The sequence below is a fragment of the Candidatus Izemoplasmatales bacterium genome, from assembly GCA_041649275.1.
Lineage (GTDB): Bacteria > Bacillota_I > Bacilli_A > Izemoplasmatales > Hujiaoplasmataceae > UBA12489.
This window is the reverse complement of record JBAZNL010000001.1, coordinates 488,088-506,923: the sequence shown is the minus strand read 5'-3', so window position 1 is coordinate 506,923 and position 18,836 is coordinate 488,088. Positions and strand designations below refer to the sequence as shown.

Genomic DNA, 18,836 nt, shown 5'->3' with positions numbered 1-18,836 from the left:
TCGCAACATAACATCGACGAGCAAGAAGAGTACTCGCTTCCGCCATGGCGAAGAGAGTCGGGGACGGTGGGATCCCGACGCATGGATGGCGACGAATGGCCTTGCGAGATGGGCGGCGACATGTAGCCGGCTCCGGGAACTCCCGTTACAGGGCATGGCGTTCATGCGACGCCGAGAAGGAAGACGTTTCTGGTCTTCGAATTTGGGTGGCACCACGAGTCATCGTCCCAAGACGATGGCTCTTTTTCATTTTCCGGAAAGGAGGGGATGACATGCATCCGACGTGAAGGAATCGGGCATCGATCGGCTTCGAGAACCTACAGGACTACAAATGCAAAGGAGAAGAAACGACATGCATAACCATGAATTCGGCATCTACGGCGGCCAGTATCTGCCCGCCGACATCCTCGCCGCGGTCCGGGAAGTGGAACGCGCATACGACACATACAAGAACGATCCGGCCTTCCTGAAGGAATTCCGCGACCTCCTCGCAAACTACGCCAACCGGCCCTCGCTTCTCTATTTCGCGAAGAACATGACCGCCGACCTCGGCGGCGCGAAGATCTATCTGAAGCGCGAAGACCTGAACCACACCGGCGCCCACAAGATCAACAACGTCCTCGGTCAGGCCCTGCTCGCGAAGCGGATGGGCAAGAAGCGCGTCATCGCGGAGACCGGCGCCGGCCAGCACGGCGTCGCGACGGCGACGGCGTGCGCCCTCTTCGGTCTCGACTGTGAGATCTACATGGGCGAAGAGGACACCGTCCGGCAGGCGCTCAACGTCGCCCGGATGGAATTTCTCGGCGCGAGGGTCCATCCCGTGACGACCGGCACGAAGACGCTCAAGGACGCGGTCGACGCGGCCTTCATGGATTTTGCGACCCATCTCGAAACGACCTATTACCTGATCGGTTCGGCGGTCGGTCCGCATCCCTACCCGACGATGGTGCGCGACTTCCAGAAGGTCATCGGCGAGGAGATCAGATCGCAGATCCTCGCCGACGAGGGGAAGCTTCCCAACCTCGTCGTCGCCTGCGTCGGCGGCGGATCGAACGCCATCGGCGCCTTCTACGATTTCCTGAAGGAACCGGACGTGCGCCTGCTCGGCTGCGAGGCCGCCGGCAGGGGTCTCGACACGCCCTACCACGCGGCGACGCTCACGCTCGGTAGGGACGGCGTCTTCCACGGCATGTACACCCGCTTCGTCCAGGACGACCGCGGAGAGGCGCTGCCGGTCTACTCGCTGTCGCCCGGACTCGACTATCCGGGAGTCGGTCCAGAACACGTGCAGCTCGCGACGACCGGCAGGGCCGTATACGTCGCGATCACCGACGACGAGGCCGTCGCGGCGTTCCGTTACCTGTCGCGTACGGAGGGAATCATCCCGGCGATCGAGTCGGCGCATGCGGTCGCGGGCGCGATGAAGGCCGCACGAACGATGCGGAAGGACCAGGTCGTCGTCGTCAACCTCTCCGGTCGCGGCGACAAGGACGTCGAGCAGATCACGGACTACCTGAAGCGCAAGCCGGACCCGGTCGGATTCGGGGAATGACGATCTTGCTGGTTCGCCTCCTCCGGTTCCCGCTCCCATGAAAAAGCCGATTTCGCGACCGTTGCGAAATCGGCTGTTTTCATCGATGACGCAGATCGGGAGGAAGCCGCCGGATCCCCGATTTTTCGTAGAAGTCCGCGACCCGGATCAGGTCGGACTCGCCCCATTTGCGGCCGAGGAGGTTCAGGCTCCGCGGCTCGTCGTCGGCGAGCGGGCGTGCCGGCACCGACATGCACGGATGTCCGGCGATCGGCGCGTATCCGGTCCGCTTGGCGGAGACGATCACGTCGAGACGGTGTTCGCGCATGAGGGCGAAGGGCGCGTCCGCCTGTTCGAGCAATTCCTTCCGCCAGGCGGGATAGTCGGGTTCGGACAAATCGCCGATCGTCTTCTCGGCTTCCACGAGGATGGTCTGACCGTGCTTGAGGCAGCATTCCGCGTGCGCCTCGTTGAAGGCGATGACGTCGGAAAGAGAACGGATCGGGGTCTTGCCTTCGACCGTCTTCAGATAGGCGTTCAGATCCTGCTTGAACTCGTGGACCATCGTGCGGTAGTTGTCCATCCGGACCGCTTCGATCGACAGTTCGACGACGACCGCGCCAGTCTGTTCGAAAAGTCTTCGCGCTTCCGCGAGGATCTCCTTTTCGACCGCGTCGTCCGGATAGTTGGAAAACGAGAGCAACCCGATGCGCATCCCTGCGAGCGGACGGCCGCAGGCATCCGAGTAGCGTTCCCGATGGCGCGAGGCGGACTTGGTCGCGGGATCGCCCGGGTCGGTTCCGGCCATCGCCTCGAGCAGAAGGGCGCAGTCCCTCACGGTCCGACAGAGCGGACCGGCGGTATCCTGCAGGTGCGTGATCGGGATGACGCCCCTTCGGGAGACGAGGCCGAGCGTGGGCTTGATCGTCGCGATCAGGTTCTGCTTGGCGGGGGCCGTCAGCGAACCGTTGGTCTCGGTGCCGACGGCGATCGGAATCAGGTTCGCCGCCACGGCGACCGCGGATCCGGTCGAGGAGCCGAGCGGATCGATTTTTTCGGAATAGGGATGCTTCACCTGGCCGTTGAGGGAGCCGTAGCCGGACGGCATTTTGTCGATCGACATGAAGTAGGCCCATTCGGACAGGTTCGTCTTTCCGAGGATGATCGCGCCGGCGCGGCGCAGCTTCCTGACGAGGAAGGCGTCCTCGCCGGTGAAGAGGTCGGCGAGGGCGAACGACGAGGCCGTCGTCGGCATGGCTCCCTTCGTGCCGATGTTGTCCTTGAGCAGGATCGGGATGCCATGGAGCGGTCCGCGGATTTTTCCGCGGGCGCGTTCGCGATCGAGGCGGGCGGCGTCCTTCATGGCGTCGGGGTTGAGGCAGGCGACGCTGTTGAGCCTCGGGCCGTTCCGATCGTAGCGGGCGATCCGATTCTGATACGCGACGACGAGGTCCTGCGAACTGACGGTTCCGCGTCGAAGCCGAAGTCGCAACTGATCCAGTGTGTATTCCTTCATCCGGTGGTCCTTCCTTTCGATGACGTCCCCCCCATTATAACGGGTTTCGTCGGAAACGCATCAACGAAGCCCGTCTTTCCCCATCGTTTCGCCTTCGGGTTCCGAATGCGTCTTTCGCAATCCCGACTCACCCATGAGGGTGAGATGGAGATCATGCATGTCCATCGATATCCGTGATCGATCGGCCGATCGAGTACGGAAATTGAAATAGACATTGACGGATGGATGGTTTATAATGATGTTGGCTCGGGTCGCTCGCCGACGCCTCGGCGCGGCATGCGACGACGGTCCGATCCGAGGCGCTCCGCTTCGCCCCGTCGAAGAAACGACGTCATACAAGGCATGAGGTCATGATGGCTTTCACCGAATTCCTGGAAGCGCTCCAAGGCAACTGGATCCTGGTCGTCACCGTCATACTCGTTCTGCTCGTCATCATGATCAACGGCTGGACCGACGCGCCGAACGCGATCGCCACGGTCGTATCGACCAAGGCGATGACGCCCCGGACCGCCGTCCTGATGGCGGCCGTATTCAACTTCATCGGCGTACTCGTGATGACCACCGTGAACGCCTCGGTCGCCGCGACGCTCTACAAGATCGTCGATTTCGGACCGAATCCCGCCGATGCCCTCGCCGCCTTGTGCGCCGCCCTCGTCGGGATCCTGATCTGGGCGACGGCCGCATGGTATTTCGGAATCCCCACCTCCGAATCGCACGCGCTCATCGCCGGCATCTCCGGCGCGGCGATCGCCCTCCAGGGCGGGATCGCCGGCATCAACGGCGCCGAATGGGTGAAGGTCCTGTATGGACTGGGATTGTCGACGCTCCTCGGGTTCGGGACCGGCTGGATCTTCGTCAAACTCATCGAAGTCATCTGCCGGCGGATGAACCGCCGCAAGACGACCGCCTTCTTCCGCAAGGCGCAGGTGGCCGGAGGCATGTCGATGGCGTTCATGCACGGTGCCCAGGACGGACAGAAGTTCATGGGCGTCTTCCTCCTCGGCGTCGCCCTCGCGCAGGGGTCGACGGGCACGACCAGCTTCGCGGTTCCGCTCTGGCTGATGATCCTCGCCTCCCTGGTGATGGGCCTCGGCACCTCCGTGGGCGGATATCGGATCATCAAGACGGTCGGGATGGACATGGTCAAGCTGAAGGAATACGAGGGGTTCGCCTCCGACATGTCGGCGGCGGGCGGACTGCTTCTGTCGTCGCTCTTCGGGATTCCCGTGAGCACCACCCACATGAAGACGACCGCGATCATGGGCGTCGGCGCCGCCAAGCGGCTGTCGAACGTCAAGTGGACCGTCGTCCGCGACCTCGCCCTCACCTGGGTGCTGACCTTCCCGGGATGTGGGCTCATCGGCTTCCTCATGGCAAAGCTGTTCATCCATCTCTTCTGAAGGAGCATCCATGGACAAACTCAAGGAAAACTACTATTTCACGTCGTTCGTCGACCTTTCCGTCTTCTGCGTCAAGGCTGCGGAATACCTCTGCGAGGTGGTCGAGGACTTCAAACCTTCCGGACTGCTCGAGAACAAGCGCGCGATGCACCACATCGAGCACACCGCCGACCTCGAGCGCCACAAGGTCGTCTCCAACCTCTTCAAGGAGTTCATCACGCCGATCGAGCGTGAGGACATCCTCGCCATCCTGCGCGCGATCGACGACGTGACCGATGCGATCGAGGAGGTCATCCTCCGGATGTACATGTACAACGTCGAGGAACTCCGCCCCGAGGTCGGCCTCTTCACCGACATCATCCGGAGGAGCACCGTCTCGCTGAAGGCGCTCCTGGAGGAATTCGCCCATTTCAAGAAGTCGGCCAAGATGAAGGACCTCATCTTCGACGTCCTCCGGCTCGAGGAGGACTGCGACGTCATCTACTCCGAGAACGTTCGCAAACTCTTCGTGCACGAGAAGGATCCGATCAAGCTCTTCATCTGGGAGGACCTCTTCCTCCGGCTGGAGAACTGCTGCGACGCATGCGGCCACGTCTCCAAGGAAATCGAAACCGCAATGTTCAAGAATCTATAGGGAGAAAGGAAATCATACCCATGAACGCTGTCATGATCAACACGATCGAAAAGGTCGGAAAGGCATTGAATGAATCGAAGATCCGCTGGGCGATCGGCGGATCGGTCCTGTTGCAGGCGAACGGCTTCGCGGTCGAGCCGAACGACCTCGACGTCATCTTCGAGGCACGCGACACCGAAGAGGCCCTCGAGGTGTTCGAGTCGCTCGGCGCGAAGCACGCCTCGGATCCCTCCTACCACTACCAGAGCTATTCCTTCACCGAACTGATCGTCGGCGCCATCGAGGTCGACCTCATGGCCGGGCTCAAGATCATCCGCGACCGGACCCCCTATCTGTATCCCTTCGACGCCTCGACCCCGCTCGAGGTCCGCGAGATCGGCGGCGTCGCCGTCCCGTTCATGTCGCTCGACGACTGGCTCGTGCTCTATTACCTGATGCCGGGAAAACTCTGGAAGGCGAAGCTGATCGCGGACCAGTTCCGGAAGACCGGTCCGACGAACCCCGGTCGGATCGACCAGCTGATCGCGCTCATGAACATCGGCCCGGAAAAGGCCGACGAGATCCGTGCGCTTCTGAAATGAGACATCGACCGATCCGGTTCCGCGGATCGGTCTTTTTTCGATTTTCCGCAAAAAAGCACGTACCGCACGCGTCATATCAAGTGGAAGGAGTCGAGGACATGAACATATCGCAGGATGTCGTCAGACGACTCGTCCTCAAGGACGAAGCGGCGTTCAACGAGACCTATTACGCCTACGTGCGGCTGATCCACTATCTCATCTATACGCTGGTCAAGAACCATGACGACGCGGACGACCTGGTCCAGGAGGCGTTCGTCCGCATGTACGAGAACGTCGACCGTCTCTCTGACCCGAAGCGGTTCCAGGCATGGTTCGTCGCGATCGCCGAACGAATTGCGCTCGACCATCTCCGCAAGGCAAAGCACGATCCGGCGCACTTCGCAGACGACCTGATCGACGAGGTCGTCGCCGACCATCCGGATTACATTCCCGAGCGATTCGACTTCAATGGGATACTGCTTCCGTTCGAAATCCACGTGGTGAACCTCAAGATCGTCCATCGCATGAAGTTCCGCGAGATCGCCGCGATCACCGGAAAGACGATGAGCGTCGTCACGAAGGCTTACTATGAAGCCGTCCGGAAACTGAAACGACAATATCGAAAGGAGGGACTCTGACATGGTTCGCTGGACCAAACGTTTCCGCGACGGATACGCCGCGGCGTGTCCGACGCCGTATCTGCTCGACGACATCAAGAGCCGCCTTGCGTTTTCATCGCAGTCGCCGCGACGGGGGCGAGCGCTGCTTGTCGCACTGACCTCGCTGCAGGCGTTCCTCGGATCCTTTCTCGTCCTCCTGGGGGGTGCGCTGATCGACGGCGCAAGCAGGGAGTTCTTCCCTCTCGTCATTCCGGCGATGCTCGGCATCCTGCGATACGACACCCGGGATCTGCGCCTCGGGATCGCGCTCTTCGTCATCGGGATCGTGCTGCTGGCGATCGACGCGGTCTTCATCTGGCGCTACGTGGCACGCAGACGGGGTGAACAGCGATGAGGCGGTTCACGACCGCGCTTCTGATCGCGGCGTTCGTCGCGATGACCGCCTGCGTTCCGCTCGGCATGGTCCGATATCGTCCCGACTGCCCTTATTCGCGCGCGGATCGCGTCGGATTCCATGTCGTCGACCTGCCGTTCATCCCGATCGAACCGAACGACGATTGGACCGCGCAAACCGCCGCATTCGACTCGTACGACGATTTTTCCATCTGGTATGCGGCGAAGATCGGCGAGCTGACGGAGACCGAGAGCGTCGTGTTCGCCGATGCGTACGCAGCGTACGAAGACAACTTCTTCGACAACCAGGGGCTCGCCTTCGCCACCCTGTGGCTGCCGTCGGGATCGATCGTCCCCGACGTCTGGCGCACGTATCTGACGGACGACGGGATCCTCCACATCCTGATCGAGGAACTGTGGCCGCTCGACGGCATGACCGAGGACATGCGGAGCTATGCGGTCGCCCTCGAGTTCTATCGCGACGCAGATGTCGTCGGCGTCGAAATCCACCGGCCCTGATCGATCGACGAGCTTCGCACTTTCATCATCTTTCATGCGAAAGGCGGTTGCATTTTCCCGATCAACTGTTATAATGGTTGTAGTTTAGGTCCTTTAAGGGGCGCCCGTGAGCGCCGCAAGGGTTCGTCATTTCCACATACCCTCCGAAGGACACGCAGGTGTCCTTTCTTTTTTTGCGGGGCCGAGACTAAAAAAGAGACAAAAGGAGAAGAAAGCATGGAAAACATCAAGAAGCAAGTCGTCGGGTACCTCCCGGACGAACGTCCCTCCTGGGGACGTCTGGTCCTCTTCGCGTTCCAGCAGATCCTCGTCATGTTTCCGGCAACGGTCCTCGTCGCGCTTCTCACCGGCTTCCACATCTCGACCACCATCTTCGCATCCGGCTTCGCGACCCTCTGCTTCATCCTCATCACCAAGGGCAAGATCCCGCTCTACTACGGCTCCAGCTTCTCCTACATCGCCGCGATCGTCGGCATCACCGGCGCGACCTATGGCACGCCGGCCGCCGACAACCTGATCGGTCAGGCGCAGTTCGGCATCATCCTCTCCGGCCTCGTCTCGATCGCCGCCGGCCTCGTGATCGCGAAATGGGGATCGAAGGTCATCGACCGGGTCCTGCCCCCGGTCGTCACCGGACCGATCGCGATGATCATCGGCTTCTCGCTCGCCGGCACCGCGCTCACCCAGGCGGCCGGCCTCTCCGGCGGCATCTCCTCCTCCGCCTCCTGGATCGTCGCGCTGATCACACTGATCGCGATCCTCGTCTTCACCGTCGCGCTCAAGAAGGGCGTGGCGAGCCAGCTCCCGATCCTCTTCGGCATCCTCGTCGGATACGTCGTCGCGCTCGCCGCCGACCTGATCGCCGGTACCGACCTCGTCAACTTCTCGTCGGTCTTTTCCGAAGGATTCGTCCGCGTACCGCACTTCACGCTCCCGATCCCGTCCTGGGCGGCGGTGCTCGCGATCATGCCGATCGCGCTCGCCACGATTCCGGAATCGACCGCCCATCTCTATCAGCTCGACCTCTACGTGAACAACCTCGCCCGCGAAAAGGGCGCCAAGGAATACCCGATCGCCGACAAACTCGGCATCAACCTGATCGGCGACGGCGTCGGCGACATGGTCTCCGCGCTCGTCGGCGGCCCTGCCGGCACGAACTACGGCGAGAACATCTCGACGATGGCGATCACCAGGAACTTCTCGATCTGGGTGCTCGGCGCCGCCGCCGTGATCACGATGGCGCTCTCCTTCCTCACGCCGCTCGCCAACCTGATCGGCACGATCCCTTCGGCCGTCATGGGCGGCGCCTCGGTCTACCTGTTCGGCGTCATCGGCGCCCAGGGCATCGCGATCATGATCGAGAAGAAGGTCAACCTCTTCAGCGCCAAAAACCTCGGCGTGATCGCCGTCATCCTCGTCATCGGCATCGGCGGATCATATGGTTTCGCCGGCGGGATGATCGACGTCTTCGGCGCGAAACTGCCCGCAATCGCCACGGCGTCGATCGCCGGCATCCTGCTCAATCTGTTCCTCTCGCTCGTCGAACGTCTGACCACCAAGAGGTAGACTTCCGGACCATTCATGAAAACGCCCTTTCATCCCTCCGAAAAATCGTCAGGGGGTGGAAAAAAAGGGCGTTTTGTGTTTCAATGAAATGAAAGAGATTCAATTCGGCATATGGGGGAAACGCTTCATGAGCAAACAGTCATTCATCGAAAGCTTCTACAGGTACCGGGAGTGGGATTTCGCCAAGCCGGTCCTGATCAATCCGAACGAAACGATGGGGAACATCGATCCCGTCGCGCTTTGGCGTTCCGACGACCGGATCGTCCTCGACGTCGCCCCGGAACTGGTCGAGAAGGTCAAGGGCGCCAACATCACGCCCGAACTGTCCGACCGCGAAATCGCCAAACGCGTCCTCGGCAACGAACGCTTTGCCCTCTATCGTGGCGTCATCACCTTCACCGAACAGCCGGTCCAGCAGCCTCCGTGCTGCGAACACGCGTCCGTACGCATCCTCACGCGCAAGGACAAGAAGGCGCTCGAACTGTTGAAGACCACGTGTTCCGAACCCGAACTGGCGCACGGCCAGGTCGCGATCGACGACGACCTCGTCGTCGGGATGTTCAAGGACGATGTCCTCGTCGGCGTCGCGTCGCTCTGGTTCTGGGGGGACGATCTCGCCGACATCGGCGTCATCACGGGGCCGAACTACCGCAACGACGGCGTCGGCAGATCCGTCGTCGCCGAAATCTGCAACCGCTCGCTCGCACTCGGGAGAACGCCGATCTACCGCTGCGACGACGACAACATCGCTTCCGTCAAGCTGGCGCTTTCGCTTGGATTCGAAGTCGCCGTCGTCGGCACCGACATCATCGTCGAAGAGTGATCCGAAACACCGTCAAGGCCTCCGCGTCGAGCGAGGGCCTTTTTTTCTCGTTTTGCGGCAAAGTCGTAAGCGGAAGATGAGCCTTCTGTGAAGTTTCGCGATCCCTCCAATAAGCCCGGTCCGCGATCCGTATATGTTGCAGAAAAACCGACAAGGAGGTTTTCCCACATGAAAAGGAATCTGATCAAGTCGCTCATCGTCGCCGGCGTCATCGCCCTCGGCGGCACCACCGTCGCCATCGCCACCGTAAATGCCGACTCCACGTTTTCCACCGACGCCTCGTACGTCGAACTCGCCCAGGACGGATATACCGTCGAAGAGATGCTGACGGCCGCGATCCAGGACGAGTACCTCGCCCAAGCGACCTACGCCGCGATCATCGCTGCCTATGGCGAGATTCGTCCCTTCACGAACATCATCGCCGCCGAACAGACGCACATCGACCTGCTTCTCCCGCTCTTCGAAGCGTACGGCATCGAAGTTCCCGCGAATGAAGCGGCCGCATCCGTCGTCCTCCCCGAGTCGATCACGGCGGCCCTCTCGACCGGTGTGGACGCCGAGACGGCGAACATCGCCATGTACGACGCCTTCCTCGCCGTCGAAGATCTCCCCGAGGACGTCGCGACGGTCTTCACCTATCTCCGGAACGCGTCCACGAACCACCTGAAGGCCTTCACGAGGGATCGCTACAACTTCGTCGGTTCGGACGTCATGAATCGCATCCGCAACGTCTTCGGCAAGGGTAACAAGGGTAACGGTTCGAAGTTCGGCGTCGGTTCGAAGAACGGCGGCAACGGCAGCAACGGCGGATACGCCGGCGTCTGCCCCAACGCCTGACGCATCAAATGAATATAAACCTCCCGCGGTTTCGAACCGCGGGAGGTTTTCGTATTCAGACGTTCGCTTTGATCGCGTCGCGCAGGAACACGGCCGCGCCGGGTCGATGACGGTCGTAGTACGCTGCGAAGCGCGGATCGTCGACGTAGGCGTCCGCCAGTCCCTTGTGGGCTTCCGGACTGTATGAGGTCCAAAACAGCATGAGCCAGTCCCGATGGAGCCGCACGAGCCGTCGGGCGGCATCCGAACGGACGTCGCCGTCGTCCATCGCCGCAAGCAGCAGCCGGATGACGTCCGCCGACATCGCGTCCATCTTCGCGTAGGTGTCGCGATCCATCCCCTCGTACCGGGCGTTGGCTTCGTCGATCGTCGCGCTGCCGAACGCGGCGCGGACTTCGGATCCGTACGCCTTCTCGTTTTCCGCAATCTGCCGCTTCTTCAATGCGGCGAACTTCTCGTCGTTCTTCATGGATTCTCCTTTTCCGCGGGCGTCAAGCTCCGCATCGATGGTGGTGATCAGGGCGTCGAGCCGATCTCGGCGCGACAAGAGCGCGCGGCGATGTCCGGCCAGTGCGGTCACGGGATCGAATCCTTTCGCCGCGACGATACGGCGGATATCCGCGAGCGGAACGTCGAGTTCCCGGTAGAAGAGGATCTGGCGAAGCCGGTCGGTCTCCGCATCGCCGTAGAGACGGATGCCGCCGGATCCGGTCTTCCATGGTTTTAGTAGACCGATTGCGTCGTAATAGCGGAGCGTTCGCGTGCTGACGCCCGACAGTCGGGCAAGGTCCGTAATCGTGTATTCCAAGGGACATCCCTCCCGTCGAGACCATGATACACCTTGACGCTACGTCAATGTCAAGAATCGTTTTCAATATATCACATTTTCGTTCCGATGTCAGCCCAATGAGAAAAGACCAGGAAGCGTTCCTCCTGGTCTTCTGCGAGTGCGGCCGTTGCGTCAGGATTCCGGTTTCGGCGGTTCGACCGGTTGCGCAGGCTGCTCTTCCGGCTCGGGTTCGGCAGGTGCGGATACTTCGGTCGGTTCGACCACGGGGGCGGGTTCCGATTCCGGCTCCGATGCCGGGGCTTCAATCGGTTCGACGACGGGTTCGGGTTCCGGTTCGGGCTCAGGAGCGACCGGTGCGGGCGGAGGGACGTCCGGCACTGGTTCCTTCACGGCTTCCTTCATCGGTTCCGGCTCCGGTTCGGCGATCGGAGCGGGAGCTTCGGCAGGAACCGGATTGAGCAGTGTCGCAGGAAGGACGCGAACAAGCAGCTTCTCGAGCAACTGACCGAAGAAGGTCGACACGACGAACGCCGCGAGCAGGATGAGCATGAGCCAGAATCCGAACGAATAGGACAGTGTCACATCGGGGTTGCCGGCGAGTTCCTTGGCGACGTTCGCGTAGATGAGCATGATCATGCCCAGATAGATGACGGCGAGGGCGATCTGCAGGATGCCCACGATCTTGAGTCCCTTGTCGTTTTTTAATAGCGTCAGAGCAAGGAATCCAAGCGTGAGGATCCACCAGATCAGGACGAACGTGCTGCCGACGCCGGCGAGGTCGGCGACATTGAAGCGGTTCGGTTCGGTGACGGTTCTCGCCGTGAACGCGGCGATGTAGAAGGCGATCCAGAACAGGAACATGAGAAAGAACTTGAAGCAAGTCAGGAAGAAGCGGGGTCGATCGGTGTAAAAATCGTTGAACAGCGTTTTGATCTTTGCCATTGCATGCCTCCCTATGAATGTTTTGAACATCTAAATAAAATGTATCACGAAAACGACGAATTGCCAACACGGAATGGAAAAAGACGTGAAGTTTTCGCGATTTCGCTCCAAACCGCACCGATTCCGCCTTGTGCACGATGATGGAGGATCCGGTTCGGCCGTCAAGATTCGTATGCGACGACTTCAAGAAACGGCATGTTCACGTCGCAGACGAGTGCGGGAAGAAGGTTTTCTTCTCGCAGATGCGCTGACGCGACACGGGGTGCGCATTTCTGCATCAACACCAAACCATCTCAGAATCTCGCCCGTCGTTTCTTTTCCTGCGGCATCGTCCGGCAGAGATGAATTGATGCGTGAAAACATCCCGTTTCGTGATACAATGAAAACGGAACATCGACATCAAGGACGGTGATCGTGATGAAAGCCTATCTCGACATCCACTACGGCATCGACGCCCTGCAGCACCTGATGCTCGCCGACAAGGCGCTTTCTCCCTATATCGAGAAGTACGGCCGCGTCAATGCGAAGCGGGACCCGGACGTGTTTTCGGTGTTGGTTTGGGCAATCGTATCCGACGGTCTTTCAATCGGCAACGCATCCGCAATCGAGCAGCGGATGACGGCCAAATATGGCGGATTAACGGTATCTGATCTCATCAAGGCGGATGTTGATTCGATGCGTGAGTTGGGATTGTCACTCACCAAGGCGGAGACGATCGCCGCAATCGTCCGCGACGTGGTATCCGGTCGCCTCGATCTCGTCGATACCTATCACTACGACGACGAGGGCTATGTCGGATTCTTCAGTTCGATCAAAGGCGTCAGCCATGGCGCCGCCGAAACCGTGGCGATCTTCAGCGAAGGCCGCCTTGACGTCTTCATGTTCGGGGATGCCGCCTATCAGCGCGCGGTGATGCAGGTCCACGGATATACATCCTATTCGAAGGAGCGGCACGAACGGCTTCGCAGACTCTATTCGCCCTACGGAACGGTCGCATCGCTCTACTATCTGGCAATCGCCGACGAACTCGCACGGGGCGTCGAGCGCTGACGCGAAATCATCGCTTTTTCTTGACACGAACCGTCCGTTGATAGTAGAATTGTAGTACCGGCTTACAGCCGGAGGGCACAATCTCGGCTTGTTGGAGAAACGGTTAACTCACATGCCTTTCACGCATGCATTCACGGGTTCGAATCCCGTACAAGTCACCACGGAGGCTTAGCTCAGTTGGCAGAGCACCTGGATCACAGCCAGGGGGTCGTCGGTTCAAGCCCGGCAGTCTCCACCACGCCGAAATAGCTCAATGGCAGAGCAACTGATTTGTAATCAGTAGGTTGCAGGTTCAAGTCCTGTTTTCGGCACCATCGAGATCAAACTTGCCCTCGAAGAACGCACTCTGGGTGCGTTTTTCTTTTCCGAGATGAGGATGTGAGACGCATGGACAGACAGGCGAGAAGCCTTCGGAAAACCGAGACGATTCTGCGTGGCACGCCGATCTGGAAAGGCATGCTGTCGCTGGCGGTTCCGATCTTTTTCGTGAACATCCTCAAGACCCTACACGACCTTGTCGACACCTTCTTCCTCGGACGCGTTCCCGGGTTCGATCCGATCGACGGGATCGCCAACGCGACGCACATGCAGAACGGCGTCGGGCTCACGTGGTCGCTCTTCTTCATCTTCATCAGCCTCGGGATGGGGCTCGCGGTCGCGGGAACGTCGCTCATCGGCCAGTACGTCGGTCGCGGGGACGCGATGAACGCGAAGCGGTATGCCGGCAACCTGATCATGATCTCGCTCGGATTCGGACTGGTCTTCAACCTTCTGCTCTACATGATCGCACCGCTCGTGATGACGTGGATCGGGGCGACCGGCGCCGACTTCGAATATGCCGTGACTTATCTTCGAATCCGCAGTTTCGAGCTTCCGATCCTGTTCTTCTCCTACGCCTTCCAGTCGATCCGCCAATCCACCGGCGACACGACCACCCCCGTCCTCGTCTCGACCTTCCAGATCCTCCTGAACATCTTCCTGACGTGGTGGATGGTGTCCGTCCTCGGCATGGGCGTCGTCGGCGCCGGACTCTCCACCCTGATTGCGAACTGGGTCGGGTTGCCGGTGTTCGTCATGATCCTGATGTTTTCCCGAACGGGACTGAAACTCGATTTCCGTACGCGCTTCCTCGATTTCTCGATCATCAGGCATCTGATCGAGATCGCCGTTCCCGCTTCCGTCGGGCAGGCCGTCCAAGCCCTCGGATTCGTGATTCTGAACGGCGTCGTGCTGTCGTACGGAACGTTCGCTTCGACCGCCTATGCGATCGGAAACAGGATCAATTCGATCGTGATGTTCCCCGTGTCCTCGGTTTCGGCGATTCTTGCGATCTACATCGCCCAGAATGTCGGCGCCGGCAACGTCAAACGCGCGCGCGCCTCGTTCAGGACCGGCATGACGATCGCGGTCGCGATGATGACGATCGGTGCCGCTCTCATCATTCCCTTCCGCATCCCGCTCGTGGAGATCATGAATTCCGATCCGCAGACGCTCGCAGAGGCGGATCGATACATGCTCTTCCTCCATCTCGGACTCCCGTTCATGGGGGTCTACCAGACGTTCCTGTCGACGTTCCAGGGCAGCGGCGAGACGCGATACGGCTTCTGGCTGTCGATGATCCGCCTGTGGGTGATCCGTCTTCCGCTCGTCTATCTGATGACCCTCCTGACAGATCTCGGCACGCTCGGCGTGTGGTGGATGATGCTGGTTTCGAACTTCCTTTCGGTGTTCGTCGGCACATACCTTTACCGCAAGGTCAAATATCTCCCCAAAATACGCAGGATCCCTGCGGAAGCGGAAGAAAATCTGGTATAATCTACATCAAAGGAGGCGACATCATGAAACCGATCCGTTTTCCCGACTACGAACGTTCGATCATGAACGTCTCCGCTTCGATTCTCAGACATTACGGCGCGAAGACCGAGAAAGCAACCCTTCCCGAAGTCGATGCCGTCCTCGCGAACAATCCCCGCAACGTGGTTCTGGTGCTCGTCGACGCCCTGGGAGATTCGACGCTGCGGCGTCAACTCGGCCCGGATGCGCGACTCGCGGCAGCGCGCGTCGGAACGATCACGTCCGTCTTTCCCTCGACCACCGTCGCCGCGACGACGTCGGTCATGTCGGGCAAGAGTCCGCTCGAGACCGGCTGGCTCGGATGGGCACAGTGGTTCGAGTCGGAAGGACGCACCGTCATCACGTTCACGGACACCGACTTCTACGACGATTCCAAGATCGGACACGCCGTCGCCGGAACCGTGATCCCTTTCGAAACGATCTACGACCAGATCCGGAAGGCGTCTCCCGAAGTCGGTACCGCGGAGATCTTCCCGGCGTTCCGTACGCCGGAGAACGATACGTTCGAGAAACTCCTTGCGGCGGCTAAAGCCGTCTGCGATACCCCCGGCAGACATTTCATCTACGCCTACTGGGACAAGATCGATTCGCTGTCGCATGAATTCGGTCCCGGATCCGTCGAAGTCCATGCGATGGTGCAGGACATCGACCGCGCATATGGCGCCTTCGTCGATGCGATCGAGGATACGGTCGTGATCCTGATCGCCGACCACGGTCAGGTCGACGTCTGTCCGATCGTGCTCGACGATTATCCCGAACTCCTGGAGATGTGCGAACATCTTCCCTCGATCGAGACGCGTGCCGCCGCCTTCTTCGTGAAGGAAGGCAGGAAAGCCGACTTCAAGGCTCTGTTCAATCGGCGTTTTCGCGACTATTTCACGCTCTACACGCCCGCGGAACTCAAGAAGAACGGCGTGTTCGGCGATGGCGTCATGCATCCCGCGTTCGATTCGTTCACCGGCGACTTCATCGCCGTCGCCATCGAGCACTACTTCTTCGCCTTCCGCCGCTTCCCCACGTATTTCCGGGGGCAGCACGCCGGCATCCTGAAGGACGAGATGGTGGTTCCGCTCGTGATCGCCGACAAGACGAAAAAATGAGCGTCGATCCCGCGGGACCGACGCTTTTTTCTATTCGTTTCATTCATTCTTCCATGAGCGCATGGACGATCAGTTCGCCGGTCGAGACGTTCGTGGCGAGCGGGATCTTGTAGACGTCGGACAGGCGAAGCAGCGCCGAGACGTCGGGTTCGTGCGGCTGCGCGGTCAGCGGATCGCGGAAGAAGAAGATGAGGTCGATCTCGCCATTGGCGATCCTGGCGCCGATCTCCTGATCGCCGCCGAGCGGTCCCGAGCGGAAGCGATGGACCGGCAGGCCGGTCGCTTCGATGATTCGTTGTCCGGTCGTTCCGGTGGCGAACAACTGGTGGCGTGCGAGGACGGCGGCATACTTCCTGGCGAAATCGATCATTTCCTGTTTGTTCTTGTCGTGGGCGATCAATGCGATGCGCATGGGATTCCTCCGTGGGCGGCTGGCCCATTCCCATTATACCACTTCCCAAGCGCCCGGGATAGCCGAAATGCGGAGATCGCGGCGGGTGGCGGAGATCGGGTTTTTTCCTGTTGCAATTCAATAACGTATTTGTTATAATGTAATAGCCGAATTGAAATCGGCCCTTGGAGAGGTAGCGAAGAGGCTAAACGCGGCAGACTGTAAATCTGCTCCCTATGGGTTCGGTGGTTCGAAACCACTCCTCTCCACCACGTGTACGCAAAGCGGACTTCGGTCCGCTTTTTTTGTTTTCGAAAGAAAAACCCGGATTTCTCCGGGCGTTTCGTCGTTCATGATATCTGCGTGAAGGAAGCGACGGGTCGGGATGGCCGGAAAGTCATCGCGCCGATCGCCGAACTCAGACGAAATCGGGATCGTTGATCGTCGTATTCATCCAGGCGATCCGCTCGTCCAGCCAGTCGTAAAGGACCTCGAGCTGTTCTTCGTACGTGTCCGCTTCGTAGACTTCCGGCGACGTGTACCATTCCCAGTTCTTGCCCATGACGTCCCAACGGATGAAGTTGAGGTAACGCGAACGGGCGATGGAATCGGCGACGGGGTAGACGGAAGCGAGCATCTCGGTCACTTCGACGTAGATTTCGTTCCACCGGGCCTGCAAGTGAAGTCGGAACGTATCGTATTTCATCAGGTAGTAGAACCAGATGTTCTTGTACTGCAGCGAGGTGTACCATCCCGGCGGCATGCGGTTTTCATAGTCGAGGTGGCCCGGATTGGACGACGACAGGTCGAAGTCCCAGACGGGACCCATCTTCAGGACGCCGCCCTTCGCCTTGTACATGTAGACGGATGAATATCCCGAGTCGACGTTCTTGAAGACTTCCTGGACGAGAAACCAATCGATGAACGACGCCTCGTCGATCAGTTCCGTATAGCTCCGACGGTTGCTCAACGCCTCGTAGATCGAATCGACGTAGTCCTTGATGTAGGCGACCTGGGCGGTGTTGAAATTGACGCTGTCGGGTTGTGGCGACTTGATCGAATAGGGGTAGCCATGGGCGTGGAAGTAGTCCACGCCTTCCACGGCGGACCAGTCTTCATAGACCTTGTAGTCGAACTCGATCAGGTATCCGGTGTCGACCGCGCTCGATCCTTCCTCGACGTCGACCCGGACCGGAGAGACCTCGATCTGATCGCTGAGGGTGTAGTTTCCGACGTATTCGTCGTTGATGAAGACATCGACGAATGTCGCGGAAGGCGTATAGGGCATCCCGATCGTAGCCGCGAGCTTGTAGGCGAGGTAGTTGCGGATCAGGGTCTGGTCCGTGAAGTTCGCGAGCAGGACCCAGTCCTTGGCTTCGTAGTCGGTGAACATCGCCGTCTTGTCGTCGAACTTGATCCGATACGGCTTCTTCGGCATCCACCACGTGGAATTGCCGCGCCCGCGGATCTGAAGTCCGCGGCGGGTGAACACGTTCGTGCCGACATTGGCCTCGTCGTATGTCGTCAGCGTCGCGACGGCGTCGACGTAATCGTCCTTGGATACGATCTCCTGGCTTCCGTCGGTCCAGATGCGGAGTTCGGGGATCCGTTCGAGGACTTCGAAACCCTTCATCACCGTGACGTATTCAACCGCGCGCGTGACGCCCTTGTATCGGATCGTCGCCGTGATGGTGATCGGCGTGTCGTGCTGCGGAAAGGTGAAGATGAAGCGACCGCGATAGATGCGCGAGACCTCCGTGGCATACGAGACGGTCGCGGTATCGTAGGAAATCACGGGCAACGCCAGGTCGCATTCGATCGCGTCGGGAATCCCCGCTTCGATCAGGTCCTCGATTTCGTCAAGGCCGAGATTGGTCATGTATCGTTCGTATGCGGCCAGATCGCGGACCACGAAAACTTCGTACTCGCGCGAGATCGCGAGATCGCCGTAGGTCAGGGTCACTTCGAGGGTCACGAACTTGTCGAGTTCGGGAGAATCGTATGCGAGCGTCGTTCCGATCGCGGTGCCGTCGACGGCATAGGATACCGTCAATGCGGGGTTGGTCGCGGCCGGAAGAGTGACGTCGGCGATGATGGCGGAGGGGATCGATTCTTCGATCAAGTCGAATTCCGCGAGGATGACTTCCGTCCGGGGATCCTCCGGCGCGGTGGTCGCGACCGTCGAGAAAAGATCGCATCCGACGAAAGCGGCCGACAGCAGTAGGATCAGGAAGATCATCATCGCTCTTTTCATGGCAATACCCCGTGTTCGAAGACATCAACAACCATTGTAGCACAAAAAGGTCGATG

Annotated in this window: 18 protein-coding genes and 4 tRNA genes; 17 read left to right on the top strand and 5 right to left on the bottom strand. The window is 59.8% G+C overall.

Translation table 11 applies throughout. The features are described 5' to 3' along the window. Positions 1-352: 352 nt before the first annotated feature. Positions 353-1,552 (top strand): tryptophan synthase subunit beta, encoded by a 1,200-nt coding sequence (gene trpB, locus WC509_02390; protein ID MFA5006300.1) that lies wholly within the window; start codon positions 353-355, stop codon positions 1,550-1,552. 79 nt (positions 1,553-1,631) lie between these two features. On the opposite strand, the gene WC509_02385 is transcribed toward trpB, so the two are convergent. Then, entirely contained in the window at positions 1,632-3,047 is a 1,416-nt protein-coding gene (locus tag WC509_02385; GenBank protein MFA5006299.1) for an amidase family protein, read from the bottom strand. Between the two features lie 353 nt (positions 3,048-3,400). Between WC509_02385 and WC509_02380 the strand changes: the two genes are divergently transcribed. The 9 genes from WC509_02380 to WC509_02340 all read left to right on the top strand — a co-directional run bounded on the left by WC509_02380 (position 3,401) and on the right by WC509_02340 (position 10,399). Beyond that, positions 3,401-4,447 carry an inorganic phosphate transporter gene (locus tag WC509_02380; GenBank protein MFA5006298.1) on the top strand — a complete coding sequence of 349 codons (1,047 nt, stop codon included), beginning with the start codon at positions 3,401-3,403 and terminating at the stop codon, positions 4,445-4,447. Positions 4,448-4,457: 10 nt separating this feature from the next. After that, positions 4,458-5,081, top strand: a complete 624-nt coding sequence (locus WC509_02375) for a DUF47 family protein (protein ID MFA5006297.1) — start codon at positions 4,458-4,460, stop codon at positions 5,079-5,081. Between the two features lie 20 nt (positions 5,082-5,101). Further along, positions 5,102-5,662, top strand: a complete 561-nt coding sequence (locus WC509_02370; GenBank protein ID MFA5006296.1) for a hypothetical protein — start codon at positions 5,102-5,104, stop codon at positions 5,660-5,662. Positions 5,663-5,760: 98 nt separating this feature from the next. Then, positions 5,761-6,279, top strand: coding sequence for a sigma-70 family RNA polymerase sigma factor (locus WC509_02365; protein ID MFA5006295.1), 519 nt, complete (start codon positions 5,761-5,763; stop codon positions 6,277-6,279). A gap of 1 nt (position 6,280) precedes the next feature. After that, positions 6,281-6,655, top strand: coding sequence for a hypothetical protein (locus tag WC509_02360; protein ID MFA5006294.1), 375 nt, complete (start codon positions 6,281-6,283; stop codon positions 6,653-6,655). Then, positions 6,652-7,173 (top strand): hypothetical protein, encoded by a 522-nt coding sequence (locus tag WC509_02355; protein ID MFA5006293.1) that lies wholly within the window; start codon positions 6,652-6,654, stop codon positions 7,171-7,173. The genes WC509_02360 and WC509_02355 overlap by 4 nt, the downstream gene beginning before the upstream one ends. A gap of 216 nt (positions 7,174-7,389) precedes the next feature. Next, on the top strand, positions 7,390-8,739 hold the full coding sequence (locus tag WC509_02350; GenBank protein MFA5006292.1) for a solute carrier family 23 protein: 1,350 nt from the start codon (positions 7,390-7,392) through the stop codon (positions 8,737-8,739). Between the two features lie 127 nt (positions 8,740-8,866). Continuing rightward, positions 8,867-9,562 carry a GNAT family N-acetyltransferase gene (locus tag WC509_02345; protein ID MFA5006291.1) on the top strand — a complete coding sequence of 232 codons (696 nt, stop codon included), beginning with the start codon at positions 8,867-8,869 and terminating at the stop codon, positions 9,560-9,562. A 168-nt stretch (positions 9,563-9,730) separates the two neighbouring features. Then, entirely contained in the window at positions 9,731-10,399 is a 669-nt protein-coding gene (locus tag WC509_02340) for a hypothetical protein (protein ID MFA5006290.1), read from the top strand. A 55-nt stretch (positions 10,400-10,454) separates the two neighbouring features. Here the strand turns inward: WC509_02340 and WC509_02335 are convergent, their stop codons facing one another. Together WC509_02335 and WC509_02330 are read right to left on the bottom strand one after the other, a co-directional pair. Beyond that, the gene (locus WC509_02335; protein ID MFA5006289.1) at positions 10,455-11,207 is read right to left on the bottom strand and encodes a MerR family transcriptional regulator; all 753 of its coding nucleotides are present in this window, start codon (positions 11,205-11,207) and stop codon (positions 10,455-10,457) included. Between the two features lie 153 nt (positions 11,208-11,360). Next, positions 11,361-12,131, bottom strand: coding sequence for a hypothetical protein (locus tag WC509_02330; GenBank protein MFA5006288.1), 771 nt, complete (start codon positions 12,129-12,131; stop codon positions 11,361-11,363). A gap of 417 nt (positions 12,132-12,548) precedes the next feature. Between WC509_02330 and WC509_02325 the strand changes: the two genes are divergently transcribed. The 6 genes from WC509_02325 to WC509_02300 all read left to right on the top strand — a co-directional run bounded on the left by WC509_02325 (position 12,549) and on the right by WC509_02300 (position 16,135). Beyond that, complete coding sequence (locus WC509_02325) at positions 12,549-13,181, top strand: hypothetical protein (GenBank protein MFA5006287.1); 633 nt, start codon at positions 12,549-12,551, stop codon at positions 13,179-13,181. Positions 13,182-13,266: 85 nt separating this feature from the next. Further along, positions 13,267-13,342 (top strand) — tRNA-Glu (locus WC509_02320). Position 13,343: 1 nt separating this feature from the next. Next, a tRNA-Val gene (locus WC509_02315) sits at positions 13,344-13,419 on the top strand. Between the two features lies 1 nt (position 13,420). Further along, a tRNA-Thr gene (locus WC509_02310) sits at positions 13,421-13,495 on the top strand. Between the two features lie 73 nt (positions 13,496-13,568). Continuing rightward, positions 13,569-14,996, top strand: coding sequence for an MATE family efflux transporter (locus WC509_02305; GenBank protein ID MFA5006286.1), 1,428 nt, complete (start codon positions 13,569-13,571; stop codon positions 14,994-14,996). 23 nt (positions 14,997-15,019) lie between these two features. Then, positions 15,020-16,135, top strand: a complete 1,116-nt coding sequence (locus WC509_02300) for an alkaline phosphatase family protein (GenBank protein MFA5006285.1) — start codon at positions 15,020-15,022, stop codon at positions 16,133-16,135. A gap of 43 nt (positions 16,136-16,178) precedes the next feature. On the opposite strand, the gene WC509_02295 is transcribed toward WC509_02300, so the two are convergent. Next, complete coding sequence (locus tag WC509_02295; protein MFA5006284.1) at positions 16,179-16,547, bottom strand: methylglyoxal synthase; 369 nt, start codon at positions 16,545-16,547, stop codon at positions 16,179-16,181. Positions 16,548-16,713: 166 nt separating this feature from the next. Here WC509_02295 and WC509_02290 point away from each other — a divergent pair. Continuing rightward, a tRNA-Tyr gene (locus tag WC509_02290) sits at positions 16,714-16,798 on the top strand. Between the two features lie 146 nt (positions 16,799-16,944). On the opposite strand, the gene WC509_02285 is transcribed toward WC509_02290, so the two are convergent. After that, positions 16,945-18,780 carry a CotH kinase family protein gene (locus WC509_02285; protein MFA5006283.1) on the bottom strand — a complete coding sequence of 612 codons (1,836 nt, stop codon included), beginning with the start codon at positions 18,778-18,780 and terminating at the stop codon, positions 16,945-16,947. Positions 18,781-18,836: the final 56 nt, after the last annotated feature.